We start from the raw sequence: 22,792 nt of genomic DNA, 5'->3' as shown, positions 1-22,792 counted from the left end.
TGTAAAGTTCTTTTCTTCAGGCAGGTCGAATAAAAAGGATATCCCTCACGAGCTATATCGGAATTAGGACTCCGCCTATGTCCTCAACTTCGATTTCCTCTTCGAAAAGGACTTTCATAAATTCACGCTTGGTCTTGACGTTTAGGGATTCTATTACCATATCGACCATATCATCAATATATTTTTTAGCTAAAAGCACATGTTCGTGCGTAAGATGGCTGATGTTGTTTGGCAACTCTCCCCTATGTTCATTCTCTATGATAAAGGTATAGCCATCCTCGTCCACAATATATCTCTCGAGTGATTTGTTCAGCTTGGCATGGACAAAGTCGTTTCGAAGGTTTACCAGTTTCAGGTAGTTTTTGTAACGTTCGTCATTTTGGTCGATTATGGAAATAGTAAAGCCGTCACAGTATACCGGCAGCAGCTGTAATTTTATATCGATGAGTTCCCTGGATAATTTTTCCTTGAGCCTATCCGTCCTGAGTTCATTCTTTAGGTAGAGTTCGTATGTAATATTAAGAAATCCCTCGAAAGCCGAAAGGTACATCAAAAATGCCGATCTGTGCAGATCGTCCCTTTTATGCCATAAGTCAAAGATGTTGTGCTGCGAGCCAAGTCGGGCCAGAATGAGGTCGTCGATACCTTTTGATACCTCGAGCAGGTTCTCGGCAGTTTGGTAATAGGTAACAAAAGAGTTTTCAAGCAGTTTATGGTCGCAATTTTTGATCCTAGAACTAACGGCCTTCTTATGCCGGTCAACGGCAGTTAGGATCAACTTTTCAATCTGTCTTGCAATGCTCTCTGCCGACACTCTGTCATCCTGATCATGATAAACCCGGATAGAAGTAGACAAAAGCTTCCAGTCCCCGATCTCGATATAGAAATCCTTGTACCTAAATAAATATTGCCATTGTGTTTTATCTTCATCGAAAGAAAAATCATTGGGTTCGTCAAACTGGGCTTTTAGAATTAAATAAAGTATGAATGGCTGTACTTCCGGCTTATGAACATATGAGAAAGAAGTTACTCCGTTTGATGACGGCATTTCTTCCTCGCACAGCTGCAGATCTTTCAAGCTTTTTATTGATTCTGGCATTACTATAAAGAATGGGTTGTTTAATTGACGTGATCCCTATTCAGCGTCATTTCCGCTAAACCTAGCCAAATTCCGGATGATTACAAAATCTGAGGTTTCTAACTATGTTGAAATCGCCTGTTCCTGCTCGCCGGAGTTTTCTATGTAAGTTCTACTTTTCATTTTTTTAATATGCAGTTCAATCTGTCTGGCTTGCTGGTACACCAAATCATTAATATGAAAAAAAAGTTCCCAGTCGGTAGCTTTACGGGTAAAACTATCTGTATAAACACCTTGTAAATGCTCCTCTAGTCGTTTGGATAAATCCAGGCAACTACTGATATAATAACGGTTCAATTTTTTAGAAAATAGGATATAAACTGATGCCATATAACAGGAAAGAGTTTGGTAGAAACCAAACTCTTTGTACCCAAGAGGAGATTCGAACTCCCACACCCATACAGGCGCCAGCCCCTCAAGCTGGTGCGTCTACCGATTCCGCCACCTGGGTATTTACTATTCAATCATTCCCTAAGGCGTTTACCATCCCGATAGCTATTGGGACCGCCCACCTGGGTAGAAGTTTGCAAATATATAAATTAACCCTAGTGTGCTGCAACATTCAGTAAATATTTTTTGAACTGAAATTCCGAAAAGCAAATCTTAACATGGTAAACCTTTTCAGTATCCGACGTTGTAAACTTATTTCAGGCATAGAGACCGATATAACAGCCTAACCATTACGATGGACTTTCTCCGTACTTAAGTCGGGGTTTCGTCGGACTTATGACAATTGTACCACAATAAAAGCCGACGTAAATTAAATGAAACCACATCATATTTGGTTATTAATCAGCAATTTGCGATATTGTATCACATCAACTAATGCCATCATGGGAAAAATAGAAAATGGAATTAACGGCGGATTTACCGGAACGGTAGGATCCGTAACGGGCTATTACCTGAATGGGAAATGGATCATCAGGAGCAAGCGCAGAAAATCGATCAAAAACAAAACAGGCAGTGCCGATCAAAAAGCTTGCAGGTCGCGTTTTACCATCATGCAGACCTTTTTAAGTCCGATTGTTGCTTTTATCAGGATTGGCTTTAACCTGGAGTCGAAAAAACGCATGATGACCGCCCATAACGTCGCAAAATCTTATAACATGTTAAATGCACAAAATGCAGCCGGCGAAATTGACTATACCGCTGTGCGTTTAAGCTTTGGAAAGCTCACCGGTGCGGAGGATGTTCAACTGGAACACGACGATGCAGGTGTACATTTCAGCTGGAAGGATAATTCAAATGGCAATCACGCCAGAAAATATGACCAGACCATGCTGATGGCTTATGACGTGGACAATAAAACGGCCATCTACGAAACAGGCGGCGCCAGGCGATTTAAAGAAAAGGATAGCCTGGAAATTCCGTCATTTTATAAAGGAAAAACTTTTCATACCTGGATGGCATTTATTTCAGATGACAGAATGGAAATATCAATGAGTACCTATTGTGGCAGTTTTGTTTTTCAATAATGGTAATAATTTAGAGCTGTTCAACTTTTATTAAGTTACACTACTTCTACTAGTTTGTCACACTGAGAAATAATTTATTTTATAAAAACCAATATAAATGACGTAACTGATTTCTTATGCCATACAGCACAGTCTTGCCTCGGCTACCGATGAAAAATCGGTACAGGTCCGCCGCCGCCGAAGGGCTCTTACTTTTTGGCATCAAAAAGTAACAAAACCGAGGCATTGCTGAGCTCATTAATACAAATAAAACAATAGACAACAACCATTAATAAAATGCCGGCTGAAAAGTTATTCATTTTTCGATATGGTTTTCATCGGCATTCATGAGGGCTTCGCCGTTTCCTTTTAAAGCCAGTGTTATGGCTAGAATAGTGCAGACCGAAAAATTTATTAGGCCGGTTTTAAGTAGAACGGTGATACGGTGCTATGGCCAAGCTATACGGAAATGCATGATGCAATCCACTTATTAATAAGTAACTATAAAATAACACCAATGGTATCGAAGTCGAAGTGCTTCTCTTAACTATAAAAAATTGTCTTCGACTACGTTCAGACTGACATACGAAATAATTTTACTTAATTTTAAACAGGCTCAATCTAATTAACACTCAAAACTAAGTCCATCATAGGCTAGCCTGATGTTAGATGGCAAATCTTTTTCTACGTCTTTATGTAAGCCTAAATTATGGCTGATATGCGTTAAATAAGTAGTTTCGGCACCTACCCTTTCGGCAAAGGCAATCGCTTCGCCTAAGGTAAAATGAGAAATATGCGGTTCTTTCTGCAATGCATTTAATACCAATATTTTTGATCCCTTTATTTTTTCAAAACTCTGTTCTGAGATGGTTTTGGCATCGGTAATGTAGGTAAAATCGCCGATCCGGTAACCTGTAATGGGCAATAAATGGTGCATCACCTCGAAAGGTGTAATGGTGCTATCGCCGATTTTAAAATCTTCACCATTGGTTACCGTATGCAGGTTAATCTGCGGCAAACCATGGTATTTGGTTTCCGCAAAAATGTAGTAAAATTCTCTTTTTAATGATGTTTGCACCCTTTCGGTAGCATACACATCAATAACTTTGTGCAATAAGTAATTAAAGGGACGGATATCATCCAGACCGGCAATATGGTCTTTATGTTCGTGGGTAAATAAAACCGCATCGAGATCTTTTACCTTGGCACGCAAAAGCTGGTAACGAAAATCAGGACCGCTATCTACCACAATGGTTTTATCAGCCGTTTCCACTAAAATAGAAGTCCTTAAACGGTTGTCTCTTTTATCTGTAGATCTACAGACCTCACAAGTACAAGCAATTACAGGAACGCCTTGTGATGTACCGGTACCTAAAAAAGTAACTTTCATCTGCTTAAACTTTCCTTTCTAAATAAGTAATACTTGCGTTGTACCTTCATTAAAATAATTCGGTTTGTTGTAACGATTGATAAAACTGTCGTTGTTTTTCATCTAACAGGTTTTCATCGGCATTGGTTTGTTTTACCAGGTTAACCAGTGCAGCAATTTTTCCTTCCAGATTGGAGAATTTATTAACCACAATAACTTTATTATGCTCAAGCAGGCACGAACCGGTTTTAAAGTTTCCTTTCTCGTAACGCACCTTATACTCCATTGCTAAAAGCAGGGCTTCCAATTTTTCTAAAGTATGGTTTGTTAGTGGCAATGACATTGGAAACAAACTTAGATAAATCTATGCAGCATTCATAAATACAATGGTAAAAAATACAGTTTTTGTTCTTTTATCGTCATTGCGAGAAGGCTTTTTCAGCCGACGAAGCAATCTTATAGCAAGAATCACAGCGAATGATAGATTGCTTCGTCGTGCCTCCTCGCAATGACGATTTTTTGGAGGCTGTAAATGATAGCTTAATGAATTTCTATTATTAATGCGCTGAAATGGTCTCCAACTACCCTTACACTGGCATAAAAGTGATTTTATTTGATTTTAAACAGGCTTAAGAACTGCCTGAAATTTTTAATGATATATCGGAATAGTACAATACTGCCTATTTTCTGCTAATAAGACGACATTTTTCTATTAGTGCACAAACAGATGACACCTCATAGATTCGACTAAAATAGTAAAAGGTCCAGCTGTTGCCAACTGAACCTTTTACGGAGAGAATAATTTTAGTAAATTCGGTTAAAAAGCCCCTTTACATTACCGGAGCCACCGCTGCCTGTGGTGGTGATATGCCCCATGTTTCCATTACCGTCATAACCGCTTCCCTTGTTATTGCTGGCGGTGCAATAGGTCACAGTATGCGCAACATTTTGTCCTGCACTACCCAGCTTAAAGCCATTTCCATCGCCGTTTGCACCGTAACCATTATTAGTGGCCGTACAATTATTAATCACCACAGTATAAGGTTGTCCGTATAAATCCCATCCGTCATCAGAATTGTGGTAGGCATTACAGGAATTAAACTGATTACCTGCACCGGCAGATAATTTACAGGCATAACCATCTGCATTTTCACCACCGTTGGCTACATCATAATTGTCGTACGAAGTGGAATTATTGATGCTGTTGTGGTGACCACCGTTATAGATCTGTAACCCGGAATCTTTATTTCCATGCGTAGTTACCTTATTTACGTAATTGTAGCCACCGGTCTGGAACACAATACCGCAGTCTGGCGCATTTCTGATGGTCATATTCGTAATGTTCCAGTAGCTTCCGTTTACCTTTACCCCCCAGTTGGCACCAGAAATACCCGAACAATCCAATATACCACCTGTAAAATTAATTTTAGCGCTGGAAGTACCACTTTTAAGTAACTGAAGCGTGCTGGTGAGATAAATGGTACCACTCACAGTGATTACATCACCCGGCTGCGCGTTTGCTATAGCCGTTTTTAAAGCAGCTTCTGTGCTGACAGTAGCACTTACTGCCCCTGTAGCAAGTTCCATTTTGTTTGGCTGAACGGTAGACGGACCATCTGCAATATCAGCCGCTGTTGTGTTGTCTTTCTTGCATCCGAACAATGCAATAGCCATCCCGAGTACGAGAATACCTGATTTTTTTTTCATGTTTGTAGAATTATATTTGGTTAATACTAAACATGAAATTAACAACTAAAATACAATTATGTATGATAAATCATATATATCTATGCAATCGTTCCCGTAATTAAAAACGGAATAAAGCTACAGAAACATATATGCTCGTTTTCCAGAATTTTATTTACCTGAGTTCGATTAATAATGTGCTTCAATTTGGTTTCATTGGTACTTTGCATTGAACAGTCGTCACCCTGAGGGATAATTAAATTGTTTAAAATCAATATGAGTAACGTACAATTGTATTCTCTTATCCTACGCGCGGTCTTGCCTCGGCTCGCCGCCGCCGAAGGGCTCTTTCTTTTTGATGTCAAAAAGAAACAAAACCGAGGCATTGCCGAGCTCATTAATACAAATGAAAACCATGAAAAACCATTAATAAAACACCGGCTGAAAATTTATTCATTAGTTGTTACAATTTTCAGCGGCATTCATGAGGGCTTCGCCGTTTTCTTTCGAAGCAAGTGGGATGGCTTGGTCAGTGGAGCCCGAAAAATTTGTTAGGCCGGATTTAAGCAGAACGGAGATATGGTGCTAAGGCCTAGCTACGCGGAAACGCATAGATTCTACAAGTCGCTCATTAATAAATAATTGCAAAATAAAGTCAATGGCAACTTGTTTCAGGGTCTGCTAATAAAATAAATTCAGCATGACGGTAGCGTAAGGTAAAGCGGCTTTAAACACTCACGATAATTTCAAATATTAACCGACCTCAAGTAAACAAAAGGAACATAAAAGAAAAAGCGATTAACCAGAATATGCCTGATCAATCGCTTTTTTTATAAATAGCGCTAAAATAATGCGCTATCTGTTACCTTAAATCTACCACTTCAACACCAGGATATTTTTTGGCATCAAAAGCAAAGGTAGTTTCCGGTACATTTACGTTAGGCGAAAAAGTTTTCACACTGTAAGTATATTTGTTTCCGTTTTTATCAAACAATACCACATTAGCAATTTGTTTAGCCGCTTTATCGATACTTAAACGCACTTTAAAAATGGATTTTTTAGCATCAACCGGTGTTAAATCAATCATCTGATAAGTTTTGGCACCTGCTTTTTCTTCTCCTGTATAAACGTACTTAAATCCTTTTTCGTAAACAGTGAAAATCTTGGCCGGATTGATCGCATCGCCACTGTTATCTACGTTGCTCACCTGCACTTCTTTGTCTTTTTTCAAATAAGTCCACTGGCTTTTACCATCGCTAAACAATTCCTGGTTAGTCATGGCTACTTTATACTTGTTAGAATTGGCTTTAACGTACAAAGTACCCTGTTGGGTTTCTTTAACCTTCGCTTTCGGATTATCCAGCGTGAAGGTAAAATCTGTTTTCACTACATTATACGATTTGTATTTTTTACTCACTTCTGCTAAAATGGCTTTAGCTTTCGCATCAGTCTGCGCATAAGTTGAGGTTGTGAAAGCAACTACAACCATTAATGCCGAAATTAATTTCTTCATCTTTTCTTTTTTAAATTTTTCCTTTGAAACGTTAGAGTAGATTTTTCGCTATTGGTTTAATCTAATCTTTGTCATCCATACTATTCAAGAACTGTTCCAAAGAATATTCGTCAGGATATAAAACTTCACGTGCTTTACTTCCTTCAAATGGCCCCACAATTCCCGCAGCCTCCAACTGGTCGATAATACGGCCTGCACGGTTGTAGCCTAACTTCAGTTTGCGCTGAATCAATGAGGTTGAACCCTGCTGGTGCATCACAATCAACCGTGCTGCATCTTCAAAGAATTTATCCCGCTCGTTAGGATCAAAATCGGCTTTGCTACCCTCTCCTGCCTCATCTATATATTCTGGCAGCTGGTAAGCATCTGCGTAACCGCGCTGGTTCCCGATATATTCAGATATACGGTCTACCTCAGGTGTATCAACGAAAGCACACTGTAGCCTGATTAAGTCGCTGCCTGTAGATAAAAGCATATCACCACGCCCAATTAACTGATCGGCACCACCACTATCTAAAATGGTTCGCGAATCGATTTTCGATAATACCCTGAAGGCTAACCTGGCCGGGAAGTTGGCTTTAATGGTACCCGTAATAATATTTACTGACGGCCTTTGGGTAGCCAATACCAAGTGGATACCAATGGCGCGGGCCAGCTGGGCCAAACGGGCAATTGGCGCTTCAACCTCTTTACCGGCGGTCATCATTAAATCGGCAAACTCATCTACCACCAACACGATGAAAGGTAAAAAGCGGTGACCAAGATTCGGGTTAAGCTTGCGTTTAACAAATTTATCGTTATACTCTTTCAAATTCCTCACTTGCGCATCTTTCAGCAAATCATAACGCTGATCCATCTCGATACAAAGCGAGTTTAGGGTGTTCACAACTTTTTTCGTATCGGTGATGATGGCATCAGCCTCTCCGGGCAATTTAGCCAAAAAGTGTCTTTCAATCCTGTTGAACAGGGTTAACTCCACTTTTTTCGGGTCAACCAGTACAAATTTAAGTTGTGCAGGGTGTTTTTTAAACAATAGCGAAACCAGGATAGAGTTAATACCCACCGATTTACCCTGACCGGTTGCCCCGGCCACCAATAAGTGCGGCATTTTAGCCAGATCGGCAATAAAAACCTCATTACTAATGGTTTTACCTAAGGCAATAGGCAAATCCATAGTGTTTTGTGCCCATTTTTCGGTATTTAAAATGCTGCGCATCGGCACCATTTCCGGATGCTGGTTTGGTACCTCGATACCAATGGTACCTTTACCTGGCATCGGCGCAATAATACGGATCCCCAAAGCCGCTAAAGAAAGCGCAATATCATCTTCCAGGTTTTTGATTTTCGAAATCCTTACGCCCGGCGCCGGTATAATTTCGTACAGGGTAACGGTTGGACCAATGGTCGCTTTAATCTTATCAATTTCGATATTATAATGATTAAGCGTTTCAACAATTTTATTTTTATTGGCCTCCAGTTCTTCCGCATTTACCGAAATTTTATTGGTGCCATAATTTTCCAACAGATCAACTGTTGGATACTTATAACCCGATAAATCCAGTTTTTCGTCATAATTGCCAAACTGTTCAACCAGGTCTTCTGATTTTTTTTCTTCTTCAGTTTTTTCGATCGTGAAGGCAGGTTCCTTTTCTACTTCAACCGCTGGCTCTACCGTTAAAGGCAATGAAGCGGCCGCAGCAGTAGCCAATGGCAAATTTGTCGCCAATGGAGAGAGCACCACCGGTGCTACCGTTTCCTCTTCCTCTTTTTCTTCAAAACGGCTTGGCTGTAATACAACGTTCTGCTGTTTACGTTCGTTACTTACCGGCTTATCGCGTACCGGAAATTCAATAGGTGCAGCAGGTTCTTCATAGGTTTTGTTTTTTACCACCTGCTCCCTAATGTCGTTCACATAATCAGGCGTTTCATTATCCAGATAAACTTCCTTTGCTTTACGCTCCGGAAACTTAAAATCGATATTATAGGCAATGATTAAAATGGTTAATCCGGCAAAAGCGATTAATCCGGCAACACCGGCAGCGCCAATCTGGGCACTTAATAATTTATTGCTCCAGTAGCCAAATTCACCTTCCAGATAATGTGGCGATTCTGACCAGAAACCATGTGCAAAACCTAAGGTTAATGAAATAAAAAGCAAAAAGAAAAAGCTATACCCTAATGTTTTAGAAATAGAAAGAATTTTAACCTTGAATAATAAACGGTAGCCGATAATAAAAAAGGCCAGAACGAACAGGAAAGATGCAATCCCGAACCATTCGTAAATAAACTGGTGTGATAACAGCGCACCGAATTTACCCAGCCAGTTTTGAACCACCGGAATGGAAACACCCGCCTCTTTCAGTTCTTCGGATGTTTTAAAAAGATTGCTCCATCCCCCATTTGCATCAATTACATAACTCTGGTCATCCTGCCAGGTAAACAGATAGGAAGTAAAAGCAATTAAAAAATATAATGATAATATGACGAAAAACAGCCCTATAATTTTAACTGCACGGCCATCTGCCAGGTCAAAGCTTGGCAAAAAATCCATTTTTCGCTTTGGCTGCCTGCCCAATGATGACCTGCCTGGTGCATTTTCTGCACCTTTATCTCTGAATGTATTGGCCTTAAACTGGTTACCCCTTACCGACATTTTCTATCCTTAATAATTTATTATTGAACAAACTTAGATAAAACTGCGCAGCATTAACGAAAGCCTCGCAAAAAAAATAATTACATGCTGTAACCATCATTTCGAAACAATTTCGCCGCAGCCCTCTTTTAAAACAATTTACTAAACCTGAAGAATATCTTGCTATCATTTATTTAATCATATGCCTTAAATTAAATAAAAGATATTCAACAGGTATTAAACCTTAAACAGAAATTCCTGTCTATTATTTTAACAACACACAAGTTGTAACGTTTTGTCAAATGAAACGGATTTTGTTTTAGGTTTTATCCCGTTTTGCCTGGAGAGGTAAAACGGGATTTTTTTTGCTATCCTGAGCCTGTCGAAGGACCTTGTCCACTTACTTGTTCAATATGATTTAAAAAGCAGGGTTCTGTGTACTTCGCTTCCTGTAGTCCTGCTATCTCTCCAAGTCCTCGCTCAATTCTTCGCTCCGGGCTTTCCGTTCTATCAGGTTTATTTAACCTAAACCTGTAGTTCTCCGGGGTTACGATTAAGTTAGGTCCGCGTTAGGGATTGTAAGGGTTCAGTGCCGATCTTTCATCGGTACCGGAGCGAAGCGAAGCCCTGTAAAGCCCGACCCTTTCCCGTATTTCACGGGATTGGGGAACGTCCAAATCTGTTAACAGTTACAGATTCTCAATATAAACTCAAAATGCTTCACTACGTTCAGGATGACAGTAAGCTAAAACAAGACAAATTTTCAGCATAACCTATTAAAAATCAGTCATTTATTCACTTAAAACAACAACTTCACGACAAAATTTCCGATTTAAAAATCAAAATTAACATGGCATTTGTTTTGATTTAAAAGGAATATGAACTTCAACAATTTTACCATAAAAGCCCAGGAAGCAGTTCAACAGGCTTCTGAAATAGCCCAGGGCAACCAGCAACAGGCTATTGAAACGGCGCACCTGCTTAAAGGTCTGCTTACTGTTGATGAAAACGTGGTTTCTTATGTTTTAAAGAAATTAAACGTTAACCTAAATGTATTAAATCAAAATCTGGATGCAGAGATTGCCAGGTTCCCGAAAGTGAGCGGAAGCAATGTATATCTGTCATCCAATGCCAATAGCGTTTTACAAAAGGCGCAAACATTTTTAAAAGAGTTTAAGGATGAATTTGTATCTGTAGAACATCTGTTACTAGGTGTCTTATCTGTTAACGATAGCACCGCTAAGTTGTTAAAGGAACAAGGTGTAAACGAGAAAGACCTTAAAAAAGCCATTGTAGCGTTACGTGGCGATAACCGGGTAACCGATCAAAATGCGGAAGCCACTTATCAGGCCTTAAGTAAATATGCACGTAATTTAAATGAATATGCAGAAAGCGGAAAACTGGATCCGGTAATCGGTCGCGATGAGGAAATCCGCCGTGTTATTCAGATTTTATCGCGCAGGACCAAAAACAACCCGATATTGATCGGCGAACCTGGTGTAGGTAAAACCGCCATTGCAGAGGGCATTGCCTTTAGGATTATTAAAGGCGACGTGCCAGAAAACCTGAAAAGTAAAGTGGTTTATTCGCTTGATATGGGTGCATTAATTGCCGGCGCAAAATATAAAGGCGAGTTTGAGGAACGTTTAAAGGCAGTAGTGAAGGAGGTTACCCAAAGTGATGGTGATATTATCCTCTTTATCGACGAGATCCATACTTTGGTGGGTGCCGGTGGCGGTGAAGGTGCAATGGATGCGGCAAACATCTTAAAACCAGCACTTGCCCGTGGAGAACTCCGCGCTATTGGTGCAACGACTTTAGATGAATATCAGAAATACCTGGAAAAAGACAAAGCTTTGGAACGACGTTTCCAAAAGGTAATGGTTGAGGAACCAGATACCCAGGATGCCATTTCGATCCTCCGTGGGTTAAAAGAACGTTACGAAACCCACCATAAGGTAAGGATTAAAGATGAAGCGATTATTGCAGCCGTAGAAATGAGCCAGCGCTATATTTCTGATCGTTTCTTACCGGATAAAGCCATCGATTTAATGGACGAAGCTGCTTCTAAACTACGCATGGAAATGGACAGTGTACCTGAACATGTAGATGCGCTGGACCGTGAGATTATGCGATTGGAAATTGAACGCGAAGCGATTAAACGGGAAAAAGACGATAGAAAAGTTGCAGATCTTTCAGCAGAAATTGCTAACCTGTCTGCAGAGCGTGATGAATTTAAGGCGAAATGGCAAGGCGAAAAAGACCTGGTAGATGCAGTGAATAATGAATTGGAGCAGATTGAGCATTATAAATTAGAGGCCGAACAGGCAGAACGTGCCGGAGATTATGGCAAGGTTGCCGAAATCCGTTACGGTAAGATAAAGGAAGCCCAGGACAAGGTTGAAAAACTTAAAGCCGATTTAGAAAGCCAGCAAACCGATAGCCGCATGCTGAAAGAAGAGGTTACCGCTGACGATATTGCGGGTGTGGTTGGCCGTTGGACCGGTATTCCGGTTACCAAACTGATTGCCAGCGAACGCGAAAAGCTGTTACATTTAGAAGAAGAGCTGCACCAACGTGTAGCAGGCCAGGACGAAGCTATTGAAGCCATTTCTGATGCCATCCGCCGTTCACGTGCCGGCTTGCAGGATAAACGTAAACCCATTGGTTCCTTTATTTTCTTAGGTACTACGGGTGTAGGTAAAACGGAGCTTGCCAAAGCCCTGGCTGAGTTTTTATTCAATGATGAAAATGCACTTACCCGTATTGATATGAGTGAGTACCAGGAACGACATGCCGTATCACGCTTAATTGGAGCGCCTCCGGGCTATGTGGGTTATGATGAAGGCGGACAGTTAACGGAAGCGGTTAGGCGTAAACCTTATTCGGTAGTATTGCTTGATGAGATCGAAAAGGCACATCCGGATGTATTTAACATCTTGCTGCAGGTATTGGATGACGGCCGTTTAACCGATAACAAAGGCAGAACGGTGAATTTCAAAAACACCATCATCATCATGACCTCTAACATTGGTGCGCATTTAATTCAGGATAACTTTAAAGATTTGAGCGACGAAAACCGCGAAGAGATTATTGCGAAAACCAAAAACGAACTATTTGAGGTATTGAAGCAGACCATTCGTCCGGAGTTTTTGAACAGGATTGATGAGCTGATTATGTTTACCCCATTAAACCGCAGCGAAATCAGAAATATTGTAAGCTTACAGTTTAAACAGGTACAGCAAACTTTGGCCGAAATGGGTATAGAGATGGATGCCAGTGATGAAGCTTTAGATTGGTTGGCACAACTGGGTTATGATCCGCAGTTTGGCGCAAGGCCGTTGAAAAGGGTCATCCAGAAAAGAATCCTGAACGAGCTATCGAAAGAGATCCTGGCAGGAAAAGTTGACAAAGACAGCAAAATTAAGTTAGACATGTTCGATCATAAATTTGTATTCCTGAACCAGAAAGTGGATTAAAATACAAAAATCAGTCCCGTCCCGAGTTCATCTGGACGGGATTTTTTTTTGTTACCCATATTGCCTGTTGTACCTAAAGCCTGATTTATTTAGCGTTTTTTAACATAAAGTGTGTTGTAGCAGTGGTTTTAGATACTTAAAATTGCAGATATAACCACCTGAAAATGAACCTCAAAACCACGCTTCTTCTTATTTTGGCCTGTCTTGCCATTCAAAGTTTCGCTCAAAAATTTCAAAAATCAGCACTTTTAAAAGGCATTAATACCTTACCTATGCCTGATACGGGAAAATTTGTTTCTGCGTTCTTTAGCACTAATGAACAACCTCAGATCATAGCCACACACAACCTTGCCCCACAAGTAGAAGTTTCGGCTACAGTAATCATAACAAGTAGCCTGGGTAAAGGACAGATTTTTGCCATAGGCTCATCCGAGTATTTTGAAAGCAAATTATTGAGCGATCAAAATGTTCAACATTTGTTAAAAAACATTATCCAATCGGTTAGAAATCATCCCAAAAAACTTAAAGTAGCCGTCACTAAAACTGCCGATGCGTCATTGATCAATGTATTGAAAGCCAACAATGCTCAAGTTTATATAGTAGATAGCAGTAAATTACAGCCCAATACCGACATTTACTTTTTAACCAATGACGTGAAGGATACAGCAGCGCTTAAAGTCATTGAAAAATACATAGCTGATGGTGGAAATTTGGTTTATGGCTCCCCCTACCCATATATTTTTAAGCACAGAGATCCCAATAAATCATATTTAAATGATCTGATAAAAATAAATGCTTTATTAAGTAAGGCGGGAATATTTAATGCCTATACCATGTTTACCGCTGAGCATCCCAAAGATAGTTTGATGCTAACAAAAGAACCTTTTTATCTTCTATTGAAGAATATTTTGAGTGAGCTGGCAAAACCTTCTCCTAAACAGACCAGCCCCACCGAGTATGCTTATGGAATAGAGCCTACACTAGAGCTGGCTTTTTCGAATAATGCAGATACCAGTATGTTGATCAGGAAAATAAAATCGACACTTTCCATTAGCGATTCACTTCCGGTACCAACACTAAACAAACCACTGGATATTTCCACTGCCGCTAAAAAAGCGGGCTATCAATTTTCAAAATATATTTATGAAAAATCTCACAATAAAGAAAACTCGACCGATTTTGTATATCCGGAAAGTAAGTCGTTTCCTGGAGAGGTACCCAAAAACGCCAGGCGTAGCACGGAATTGATTGATATAGCCGTACAGGTAGGTTCGCAAGGCTTAGCTGAACCTTATCCAAATTATTTCAGGTTACACAGTACAGGTGTTTATGTTCCGGCCGGCGAAAAAGTGAGCATCGTGATCGACCCAAAATATAAAAGCCAATATTTAAAGGCGCAGATCGGCATTCATAATGATGATTTAAGACATCTGGATCAGCTGGAAAGATCGGGTTTTGACTTAACCAGATCATTTGAACTGGAAAAAGATACCACAACCATTTTTTCACCATATGGTGGACTATTGTATATCAGAATTCCTGACAGTTCCTCACTCAAATCAATAAGTATTATGGCAAATGGCGTGGTGAAAACCCCCTACTATAAATTAGAGAAAAATAACCTGACCGAATGGGCAAGCATTAAAAATAATCCTGCACCATGGACAGAACTAGCGACGGATAAAATTATACTCACCGTACCCACCTATCGGATTAAAAATTTGGAAAATCCTGACTCCTTACTAAAGTTATGGAACCAAGTAATGGACGCAGATGCCGATTTAGCCATCATTAGCCGTACCAGAACACATCCTGAAAGGATAGTCATTGATAATCAGGTTGCCTATGGCTATATGTTCACCGTCTGGGATAAAATTGTGGCCCCCAATGATGAAAGTTGCGAATTGATGCTTAATGAAAAAATGCTGAAAGAAAAAGGAAGCTGGGGCCATTTCCATGAGCTCGGCCATCGCCATCAATTTTGGGGGCTTGATATGGATGAAGTTGGTGAAGTAACCACCAACCTTTATACTATGTATATATATGATAAAGTACTAAAAAAGGGCCTCTACAATCACGAGGGAATGGAAAGTAAAGATGAAGTAAAGCAGAAAATCAATAGTTATCTTCAAAACCAGCCTACCTTTGAAAAATGGGGAAAGGAACCCTTCACCGCTTTGTGCATGTATATCCAGCTTATTGAACATTTTGGATGGGAGTCTATCCTCAGAGCCAATAAAATATACCGCGATATGGATCCGAGAAAATATTACGAAAACGAATTGAGCAATGAAGAACGGATAGATCTTTGGTTTACATCCATCAGTAAAGCTACGAATTCAGATTTATCGTCGTTTTTTGAGATATGGAAAATACCAGTAAGCGATAGGGCAAAAAAAGAGGCTAAAGCGTATAAAACCTGGATTCCTGAGGAGTTCGCCACTTACCTGCCGCACCATACTGACAGTCAATAAAATATCAAATCCCACAGCACTTATTTCTGTGGGGTTTTTCGTTTAAAAATTAACTAACATAGCAGTTCATTTTTCTTGCTTTTTGTTTCGATAATGATTATTATTGATTACACACAAAAACACAAAATAAAATGAAACCTAAATTAATCATTATGGCGCTGCTATGCGCCGTTAGTTGGCGCAGCTATGCCCAAACGGAAAAAGGTTCCGGCTTTATTGGCGGAAGCCTGAGTTTTGGAACATCCAGACAAAACCCTTCATCACCCAGCTTAAACACCTTTACTTTAACGCCACGGGGAGGTTATTTTTTAGCCAATAATTTTGCCATCGGCCTGGAAGTCCCCTTAAATCTGTCGAAGCTCAGGGGCGAAAGTTACATTGCATGGAATAGTGAATACGGATATTACGAAGAACAGCGCGGCGTAAAAGAATTCAGCTTTGGTTTTTCTCCCCTTGTACGCAAATACATTGATGTTAAAGATCGTTTTAAGTTTTTTATGCAGGCCAACCTGCTCTTACAGGTAAATACCTTTAACCGCATTGATGACGAAGGTTACCTGATCCGTACCGATGCCAAAATAAAAGGATGGGGCGCCAGTATCAGTCCTGGTTTTAGCTATTTCATATCTAAACATGCCGCTTTGGATTTTTCAGTACCTGTTGTCTCTTTCTTTCATCAAAATTACTATGCTGAAGAATCGCTTTACAATTACGATAAAACGAACAATTTGAAGCTCGCCCTGCAAAATTTCACACCAACATTTACTTTTAATTATCACTTTTAACATTCCTTATGATGAAAAATATATTCACCAAAAGCTTCAGCCGGGCAGGCATAAGCTTATTATTTCTTTTAAGTCTTTCCATTCAGGCAAATGCACAACGCTTTCGAGGCAAAATAGAATATTACAGCAGTGTATTTCCTTCTGAAGATGGGAAAATCAAATCTATAAATGGCACCAGCATTGAATACTATAATTCGGTTTTTAAATCTGAAGATGGAAAAGTAAAAACAATCGGCGATAAAAGAGTAGAATATTACAACAGCGTATTCCCGTCTGAAAACGGGAAAATAAAATCCATTGGTGATATTAAAATTGAATATTACAATTCCGTTTTTAAATCGGAAGATGGAAAAATCAAATCGATCGGTAATATTAAATTTGAGTACAATAACATGGGATCTCAAAAAAGTGAAGGTAAGATAAAATCAATCATCAATGAAACAGAGGACCGAGAATCGGAAGATGCCCTGGACACTTATTATTTTATCGAAAAACTGAATTGCCAATAATCTAGCTCACAATGAAAAAACTTCGAACTGAAATTTAACCTGGATTATTTTTTTTTTAAAACTGACAATGAGTTAATTACATACAAAATAACTAACATCATAGTTTTATTTCGGCTTTTTGGTTATCATTGGATACATAAAAAAAACACAAATGAAAAAACAATTATTAACGCTGGTAGCAATATGCGCTATCACTATTGGTGCTAATGCCCAAACAGAAAAAGGAGACAATTTAATCGGTGGTTCTATTGGATTTAGTCATAACAAACAGGAGCCATTAAATTCTACCAATACTTTTTCTACCGGTAATTCAAAATCGTATAATATTGCACCGCGCATCGGCCATTTTTTTGGAAAAAACCTGGCTCTGGGCCTGCAGATTGGATATGGCGGAAATAAGTCGGAATCCCAATCAACATATTTTCTGGGAAGTGGCAGTCCACAATTTATTAATTCAGTTAGTAAAAGTCACTCCTTTAATGTTGTTCCATATTTAAGGTATTACGTAGATATTGTTGATAAATTTAAATTCTTCGGCCAGGCAAATGTTGGAATGGCTTTTGGAAAAAGCACGTATAACCTAATGTTATCAGGAAATTATGTTACTGAAACCACCCATTATAAAAACACCAATTATCAGGCCTCTATCGATCCTGGCTTTGCATTCTTCCCGACTAAAAAATGGGCTGTTGAGCTTTCTTTTCCTTTACTTGCTTACAGTAAACAAAACATGAAAGATGATGGTGTAAATTTAAATTCTCAAGCCTTGAGTAATGAAACATTTATATTTGGCTTTAGTTCTTTCACCCCAGGTATTGGGGTTAACTTACATTTTTAAATCAGATAGTGCCGTCTCTGATAAAGACGGCACTATTTTTTATTTTTTCTTTGTTTCTATATTCGGTAAGAAACCAGTTAATAAACCGATTAAAGGCAGAAACGCACAAACGTTAAATACATATCCGATACTGGTTGAATCTGCCAGTTTACCCAGTAATGCCGATCCGATGCCCCCCATACCAAAGGCAAAGCCAAAAAACAAACCTGCAACCAAACCTACCTTTCCGGGAATCAATTCCTGTGCATAAACCAGTATGGCAGAGAAAGCAGAGGCCAGAATCGTCCCGATAGGAACAATAAGGACCCCAATCCAAAACAAACTGGCATGTGGAAGCAATAAAGCAAATGGAGCGGTACCCAATATCGATACCCAAATGACATATTTTCGTCCTATCTTATCTCCTATTGGTCCGCCCAGTAACGTTCCGGCAGCTACCGAGAATAGGAAAACAAACAAATAAAGCTGTGAGGTTTGCACGGAAACCTTAAATTTATCGATCAGGTAAAAGGTAAAATAATTCGTTAAACTCGCCATATAAAAATATTTCGAAAAGATCAATAACAGTAAAATACACACTGAGAAGATCACCTTCCCTCTTGAAAATTGATTCACAACGGTTTGAATATTGATCTTTTTACTTCTCGAAAGCATAAAGCCCCTGTACCAATTGCCAACATAGGTTAAAATAACAATGGCTAAAAGCGCAATAACCGAAAACCAGATGACGCTGATCTGCCCATAAGGCACAATAATCCAGGCGGCCAATAGCGGACCCAAAGCACTGCCTGCATTACCGCCCAACTGAAAAACCGATTGTGCCAGTCCCCTCTTCCCTCCAGATGCAGCATGTGCCATCCTTGAGGCTTCGGGATGAAATACCGATGAACCGATGCCGATAAAAGAAACGGAAATTAATATGGTGTAAAAATGGCCGGATAGCGAAAGCGAAATCAAACCAAGCAGGGTAAACCCCATACCTATCGCCAATGAATATGGCTGAGGTTTTTTATCGGTGTATAAACCCACAAAAGGCTGTAACAGTGATGCGGCTAATTGAAAGGTTAAGGTAATGAGCCCAATCTGCGAAAAACTTAAGCGATAGCTGTTTTTAATGATGGGATAAATTGCAGGAATTAACGATTGTATGGTATCATTTAACAGATGCGAAAAACTTAAGGCAACAAGTATCGGGAAAACGGTTTTTTCGATGATGGCGGTAGTAGATGTATTTTCAGTCATAACGGGTAGCTTATCTGCCAAAATTAGGGATAATATTTTTTTTATAGCTTAGCGGTTGCCCTTGCAAAAAACAAACATTTTAATAAAGTTTTCGTTTTATAGCTATGGAAAAAAACAAAAAAATTATTGGGTTGTGCGGAAGCTTACGTAAAGGCTCTTATAATGCTATGTTGCTTAACCTTGCAGGTAGTTTAATTCCTGAAGGTATCGAATTCGAAATTGTTGCATATGATGATGTTCCGGTTTACAATGCAGACCATGATCTGCCGGAGGTTGAAGAAAGACCAGCAAGTGTGGTAAAATTCAGGGATGCCCTGGCTACCGCAGATGCTTTTATTATTGTTTCTCCTGAATATAATTATTCCATTCCCGGGGGATTAAAAAATGCAATTGACTGGGCCAGCCGTGGAAAGGACTCTCCATTGATGCACAAACCGGTTGCCCTGATGGGTGCAACGCAGGGCATGTGGGGCACAGTTAGGATGCAAGCTGCATTTTTACCTGTTTTTACTTTTTTAAATATGAATCCGGTTTTGCAGCCAGAAGTCTTGATTGCCCAGGCTCAAAATAAATTTGATGCGGATGGGAATTTAAATGATGAAAAAACCATCTCCATTATCCAAAAGAAAATAGATAACCTCATTTCGGCTTGTAAGGTTTAACTAAACCTTACAAGTTACTTCAAAACCTGCCATTTCTGCCACCTCAATATCTGACATTTCTACAAAAAAAGTCAGATTGTCAATTTGTCATACCTAAAAAATTAATCAATCGATTGATTTTTCGTCACACGAAAATAATATTGAATTAACACTGAATTTACATCTGTTTGTAAGCTAACAAGTTACTCAAAAACTGATTTTTTGATGACTTTGACAAAGCTTTTTGGCATAAGTGTTGACTTTTAGGCAAATATAGTCAGAAATTAAAATAGTAAAATTGACTATATTTTTATAACAAATAAATCATAAAAAAGATGAAAAAATTATTATTATCTTTAGTAGCAGTAGCTGGTTTAGTTTATGGTGCACAGGCACAAACTGAAAAAGGAAATTTTATGTTAGGTGGTAATGTAGGTGTAAATTCTACAAAAGTTGATGGCGCTCCGAAAGCAGATTTCAACTTCAGCATAGTACCTAGTGTTGGCTATTTTGTGGGCAACAACTTTGCAATCGGTACAGGTGTTGGTTATGAATACGATAAAAAAGTAAGCAACAGAACACAGACTGGCGCTTTTAAAGTTGCCCCTTTCGGACGTTATTATGTTGGTTTATCAGACCAGTTTAAATTCTTCGGACAATTATCAGTGCCTTTGGCTTTTGGTGAGTTAAAAGCAACTGATGCCAATGGTGATAACGCGGTTAAATTAGGTACTACCACCAATATCGGCGTAGAACTTGCTCCAGGTTTTGCTTTCTTCCCAACCAAAAAAATCGGTATTGAACTTTCAGTTAGAGGTTTAAGCTACGACAATTATACTGTTAAAGCTGAAGGAACCGGTGCTAAAGCTAAAACCAATACATTTGGCTTAAACGCTGATACTTTTGCACCAAGATTGGGTGTTCAGTTCTACTTTTAATTAATTCTCCCCCCGGGAGGCAATTAATAAATGACTTTTTTTTCAGAGAGCGTCACGATTGAACATCGTGACGCTTTTTGTTTGTTGTACCATTCGGTAAAATGAACCTGATTTTTTGCTGATCCGGCAGAAAATAATTTGGTACCCGTCCGTCCATCCGTTCGGGAATGGTTGCATTCTGACAAGTATTCCAGGCAAAAACAGGTCCGAATTAAATGAAAGCACTAGCAATTATCTACTTTTGATCGGGTTCAAAGATGATGATGATCCCCGATTTGTTTGGTGAATCAGCAATAACCGCTTACCGCTTAAGCAGTGGATTAAGCCAGATGGCCCATGAATTGTGGTTATGCCCTTCTGTTCCTTCGGCGCGCAGCTCGATTTTATTTATATTCTCAATGCTGATATCTATCCGGTTCTGCTCTCCAACTCTTAACGCCGGCGATCGGTAAAGCTCTTTACCATCGCCGATAATGGTAAATCTTGCCGAGCCTTGCTGGTGGGCATAATCTCTCAAACCTACAATAGCGGAAAACCTTGTCCATTTTTTATTTAAAAGGAACGAATAAACAGACGGCGAATGGGCAAATAATCCCTTTTCATAAATCTGACCCTGGTTAGCAAGAAAAAAAACGTATTCCGACTCGGTAGTAAAATAATTACGTGCAGGTTTTTCCCAACCCACGCTGGCAAGCTCCCACTTCGCGTCTGAAAGGTAAAGACTATCTCCTTTATACGTTGCAGGATCGACAGGCGGAATGGGATTAATCACACTTTCAAGTATGCTAAGCTTTTTCTTTATTTCCCCGGTCTTCTGCATTACGGATAACCGGCTATAAAGTTCTTTGACATCTAATGCCTTTCCTGTTGGAATTTCCACCACCTCTGCATAGTTACGCCCCACCATAAAAAGTTTGTAAAAAGGATACACCATCCCATTAGGAAGCATAAAGATCAAATACATCCGATAGTTCCCTTCTTTCCATCTTTTTAATGGTACAGCGATCGATCCAGTACTGTTAACAGGGTAAATAGTACTTTCATTGAAATATTCTGTTTCATTCAAAGGACTAATCAGCACTGAAAGGGCATAAGGAGTTAAATTACCGGCAATACCGGCTTTCAATAGGATGCCATTGTCGGTATAGCTACAAGAAATGTTATTTAATGACAGTTGTGTACCAGTCTTATTGTATTTAGCATATCCGGTAAATACGGGGTGACTGAGCAGCTGCAATATTCCGGCGGCTGAAATATAAGAAGTCTGGGTATCGCCCCAAACGCTTCCCTTAAAATGGCGGCTTCCATACTCTCCCATTAAGGATATTGATGAAGGCTTCAATTCGGATGAATGACCAAAATCGTGATGCAGGCCAAACATGTGCCCCATTTCGTGAGCAATCCCCCCTATATACCAGCTGTTAAACTCTGCTACACTGCACTCCCTGTCGGCCCTGCCGGGTTCAGCGTACTTAATCCGGTTTACCTTTTCAGTAAGTAAAGATGGATCCAGCAGTGGGCAATCGGCGGCAAAGCATACTCCGTTAACTGATGAACCAATCCCCATATAGGGTGAGTCAAAAACATAGGTTGTACTATCTTTCCTATAATATAACCCGGTTATGATCAGCACATGATCTTTGTAAAAATCAATTTTGTCACCTGCTTTGTTCGATATTTCCGCCTGCAGCTGATTAGCGGAATTGACATTATAGCTTTTTGAATCGAAATCTCCTTCAACTGCAGTGAGCATATATTTATTCCCTGATTTCTCAAAGTTGACGCCATCAGATTTTATTCCATACCGCTGGAACTCGTCTCTGTAAAAATCACTCACAGCGCTCAATACGCGGTTTAAGCGTTCTTCCCAACTAGCGGATAGCTTTTGGCCTTTTCCATAAAAATATACCACCTTAACTACATGATTAGCTTTCGGTGTGTCCTTGTTATAAGTTTTAATTATATCTTTTGAAGCCGATATTATACTTTGAGCGGTTTGAGGTAACTGAGAATAACCATTGATGGCAAGGAAGCAGGAAAGGACTACAATTATTACTGATTTGATTTGGAGAGTCATTAAGAAAATTGATTTGG

Annotated in this window: 18 protein-coding genes and 1 tRNA gene; 9 read left to right on the top strand and 10 right to left on the bottom strand. The window is 39.5% G+C overall.

What is annotated here, in order from left to right:
• Positions 1–52: 52 nt before the first annotated feature.
• From ACFE6N_RS04565 to ACFE6N_RS04555, 3 genes are all read right to left on the bottom strand, one after another.
• Positions 53–1,099, bottom strand: coding sequence for a hypothetical protein (locus ACFE6N_RS04565; protein ID WP_378934260.1), 1,047 nt, complete (start codon positions 1,097–1,099; stop codon positions 53–55).
• Between the two features lie 102 nt (positions 1,100–1,201).
• On the bottom strand, positions 1,202–1,468 hold the full coding sequence (locus tag ACFE6N_RS04560; protein ID WP_378934258.1) for a GIY-YIG nuclease family protein: 267 nt from the start codon (positions 1,466–1,468) through the stop codon (positions 1,202–1,204).
• A gap of 37 nt (positions 1,469–1,505) precedes the next feature.
• A tRNA-Leu gene (locus ACFE6N_RS04555) sits at positions 1,506–1,589 on the bottom strand.
• Between the two features lie 382 nt (positions 1,590–1,971).
• On the opposite strand from ACFE6N_RS04555, the gene ACFE6N_RS04550 reads away from it, so the two are divergent.
• On the top strand, positions 1,972–2,613 hold the full coding sequence (locus tag ACFE6N_RS04550; RefSeq protein WP_378934256.1) for a DUF6266 family protein: 642 nt from the start codon (positions 1,972–1,974) through the stop codon (positions 2,611–2,613).
• 604 nt (positions 2,614–3,217) lie between these two features.
• Here ACFE6N_RS04550 and ACFE6N_RS04545 read toward each other — a convergent pair.
• From ACFE6N_RS04545 to ACFE6N_RS04535, 3 genes are all read right to left on the bottom strand, one after another.
• The gene (locus tag ACFE6N_RS04545; RefSeq protein WP_378934254.1) at positions 3,218–3,982 is read right to left on the bottom strand and encodes an MBL fold metallo-hydrolase; all 765 of its coding nucleotides are present in this window, start codon (positions 3,980–3,982) and stop codon (positions 3,218–3,220) included.
• A 49-nt stretch (positions 3,983–4,031) separates the two neighbouring features.
• Positions 4,032–4,304 carry a hypothetical protein gene (locus ACFE6N_RS04540; protein ID WP_378934252.1) on the bottom strand — a complete coding sequence of 91 codons (273 nt, stop codon included), beginning with the start codon at positions 4,302–4,304 and terminating at the stop codon, positions 4,032–4,034.
• A 461-nt stretch (positions 4,305–4,765) separates the two neighbouring features.
• Complete coding sequence (locus ACFE6N_RS04535) at positions 4,766–5,668, bottom strand: right-handed parallel beta-helix repeat-containing protein (protein WP_378934250.1); 903 nt, start codon at positions 5,666–5,668, stop codon at positions 4,766–4,768.
• Between the two features lie 255 nt (positions 5,669–5,923).
• On the opposite strand from ACFE6N_RS04535, the gene ACFE6N_RS04530 reads away from it, so the two are divergent.
• Entirely contained in the window at positions 5,924–6,202 is a 279-nt protein-coding gene (locus tag ACFE6N_RS04530; RefSeq protein WP_378934248.1) for a hypothetical protein, read from the top strand.
• A gap of 307 nt (positions 6,203–6,509) precedes the next feature.
• Here the strand turns inward: ACFE6N_RS04530 and ACFE6N_RS04525 are convergent, their stop codons facing one another.
• Positions 6,510–7,160, bottom strand: a complete 651-nt coding sequence (locus ACFE6N_RS04525; RefSeq protein WP_378934246.1) for an outer membrane lipoprotein carrier protein LolA — start codon at positions 7,158–7,160, stop codon at positions 6,510–6,512.
• Positions 7,161–7,221: 61 nt separating this feature from the next.
• Positions 7,222–9,813, bottom strand: coding sequence for a DNA translocase FtsK 4TM domain-containing protein (locus ACFE6N_RS04520; RefSeq protein ID WP_378934244.1), 2,592 nt, complete (start codon positions 9,811–9,813; stop codon positions 7,222–7,224).
• An 857-nt stretch (positions 9,814–10,670) separates the two neighbouring features.
• Here ACFE6N_RS04520 and clpB point away from each other — a divergent pair.
• The 5 genes from clpB (at position 10,671) to ACFE6N_RS04495 (ending at position 17,877) form a co-directional block, all read left to right on the top strand.
• Positions 10,671–13,271 (top strand): ATP-dependent chaperone ClpB, encoded by a 2,601-nt coding sequence (gene clpB, locus ACFE6N_RS04515; protein WP_378934242.1) that lies wholly within the window; start codon positions 10,671–10,673, stop codon positions 13,269–13,271.
• Positions 13,272–13,435: 164 nt separating this feature from the next.
• On the top strand, positions 13,436–15,745 hold the full coding sequence (locus ACFE6N_RS04510) for a M60 family metallopeptidase (RefSeq protein WP_378934240.1): 2,310 nt from the start codon (positions 13,436–13,438) through the stop codon (positions 15,743–15,745).
• A gap of 131 nt (positions 15,746–15,876) precedes the next feature.
• Positions 15,877–16,530: an outer membrane beta-barrel protein gene (locus ACFE6N_RS04505; protein WP_378934238.1), complete on the top strand. Its 654-nt coding sequence runs from the start codon at positions 15,877–15,879 to the stop codon at positions 16,528–16,530.
• 8 nt (positions 16,531–16,538) lie between these two features.
• The gene (locus ACFE6N_RS04500) at positions 16,539–17,039 is read left to right on the top strand and encodes a hypothetical protein (RefSeq protein WP_378934236.1); all 501 of its coding nucleotides are present in this window, start codon (positions 16,539–16,541) and stop codon (positions 17,037–17,039) included.
• A gap of 151 nt (positions 17,040–17,190) precedes the next feature.
• Complete coding sequence (locus ACFE6N_RS04495) at positions 17,191–17,877, top strand: outer membrane beta-barrel protein (protein ID WP_378934234.1); 687 nt, start codon at positions 17,191–17,193, stop codon at positions 17,875–17,877.
• A gap of 39 nt (positions 17,878–17,916) precedes the next feature.
• Here ACFE6N_RS04495 and ACFE6N_RS04490 read toward each other — a convergent pair whose 3' ends face one another.
• The gene (locus tag ACFE6N_RS04490; RefSeq protein WP_378934232.1) at positions 17,917–19,119 is read right to left on the bottom strand and encodes an MFS transporter; all 1,203 of its coding nucleotides are present in this window, start codon (positions 19,117–19,119) and stop codon (positions 17,917–17,919) included.
• A gap of 104 nt (positions 19,120–19,223) precedes the next feature.
• Between ACFE6N_RS04490 and ACFE6N_RS04485 the strand changes: the two genes are divergently transcribed.
• Positions 19,224–19,781, top strand: a complete 558-nt coding sequence (locus tag ACFE6N_RS04485; protein ID WP_378934230.1) for an NADPH-dependent FMN reductase — start codon at positions 19,224–19,226, stop codon at positions 19,779–19,781.
• A 314-nt stretch (positions 19,782–20,095) separates the two neighbouring features.
• Positions 20,096–20,698, top strand: coding sequence for an outer membrane beta-barrel protein (locus tag ACFE6N_RS04480; protein ID WP_090987768.1), 603 nt, complete (start codon positions 20,096–20,098; stop codon positions 20,696–20,698).
• Between the two features lie 301 nt (positions 20,699–20,999).
• On the opposite strand, the gene ACFE6N_RS04475 is transcribed toward ACFE6N_RS04480, so the two are convergent.
• Positions 21,000–22,775 carry an NPCBM/NEW2 domain-containing protein gene (locus ACFE6N_RS04475; protein ID WP_378934228.1) on the bottom strand — a complete coding sequence of 592 codons (1,776 nt, stop codon included), beginning with the start codon at positions 22,773–22,775 and terminating at the stop codon, positions 21,000–21,002.
• Positions 22,776–22,792 lie beyond the last annotated feature (17 nt).

The organism is Pedobacter sp. BG31 (assembly GCF_042464845.1).
Lineage (GTDB): Bacteria > Bacteroidota > Bacteroidia > Sphingobacteriales > Sphingobacteriaceae > Pedobacter > Pedobacter suwonensis.
The sequence above is the reverse complement of the archived record's forward strand: the minus strand, read 5'-3'. Positions and strand labels throughout refer to the sequence as shown.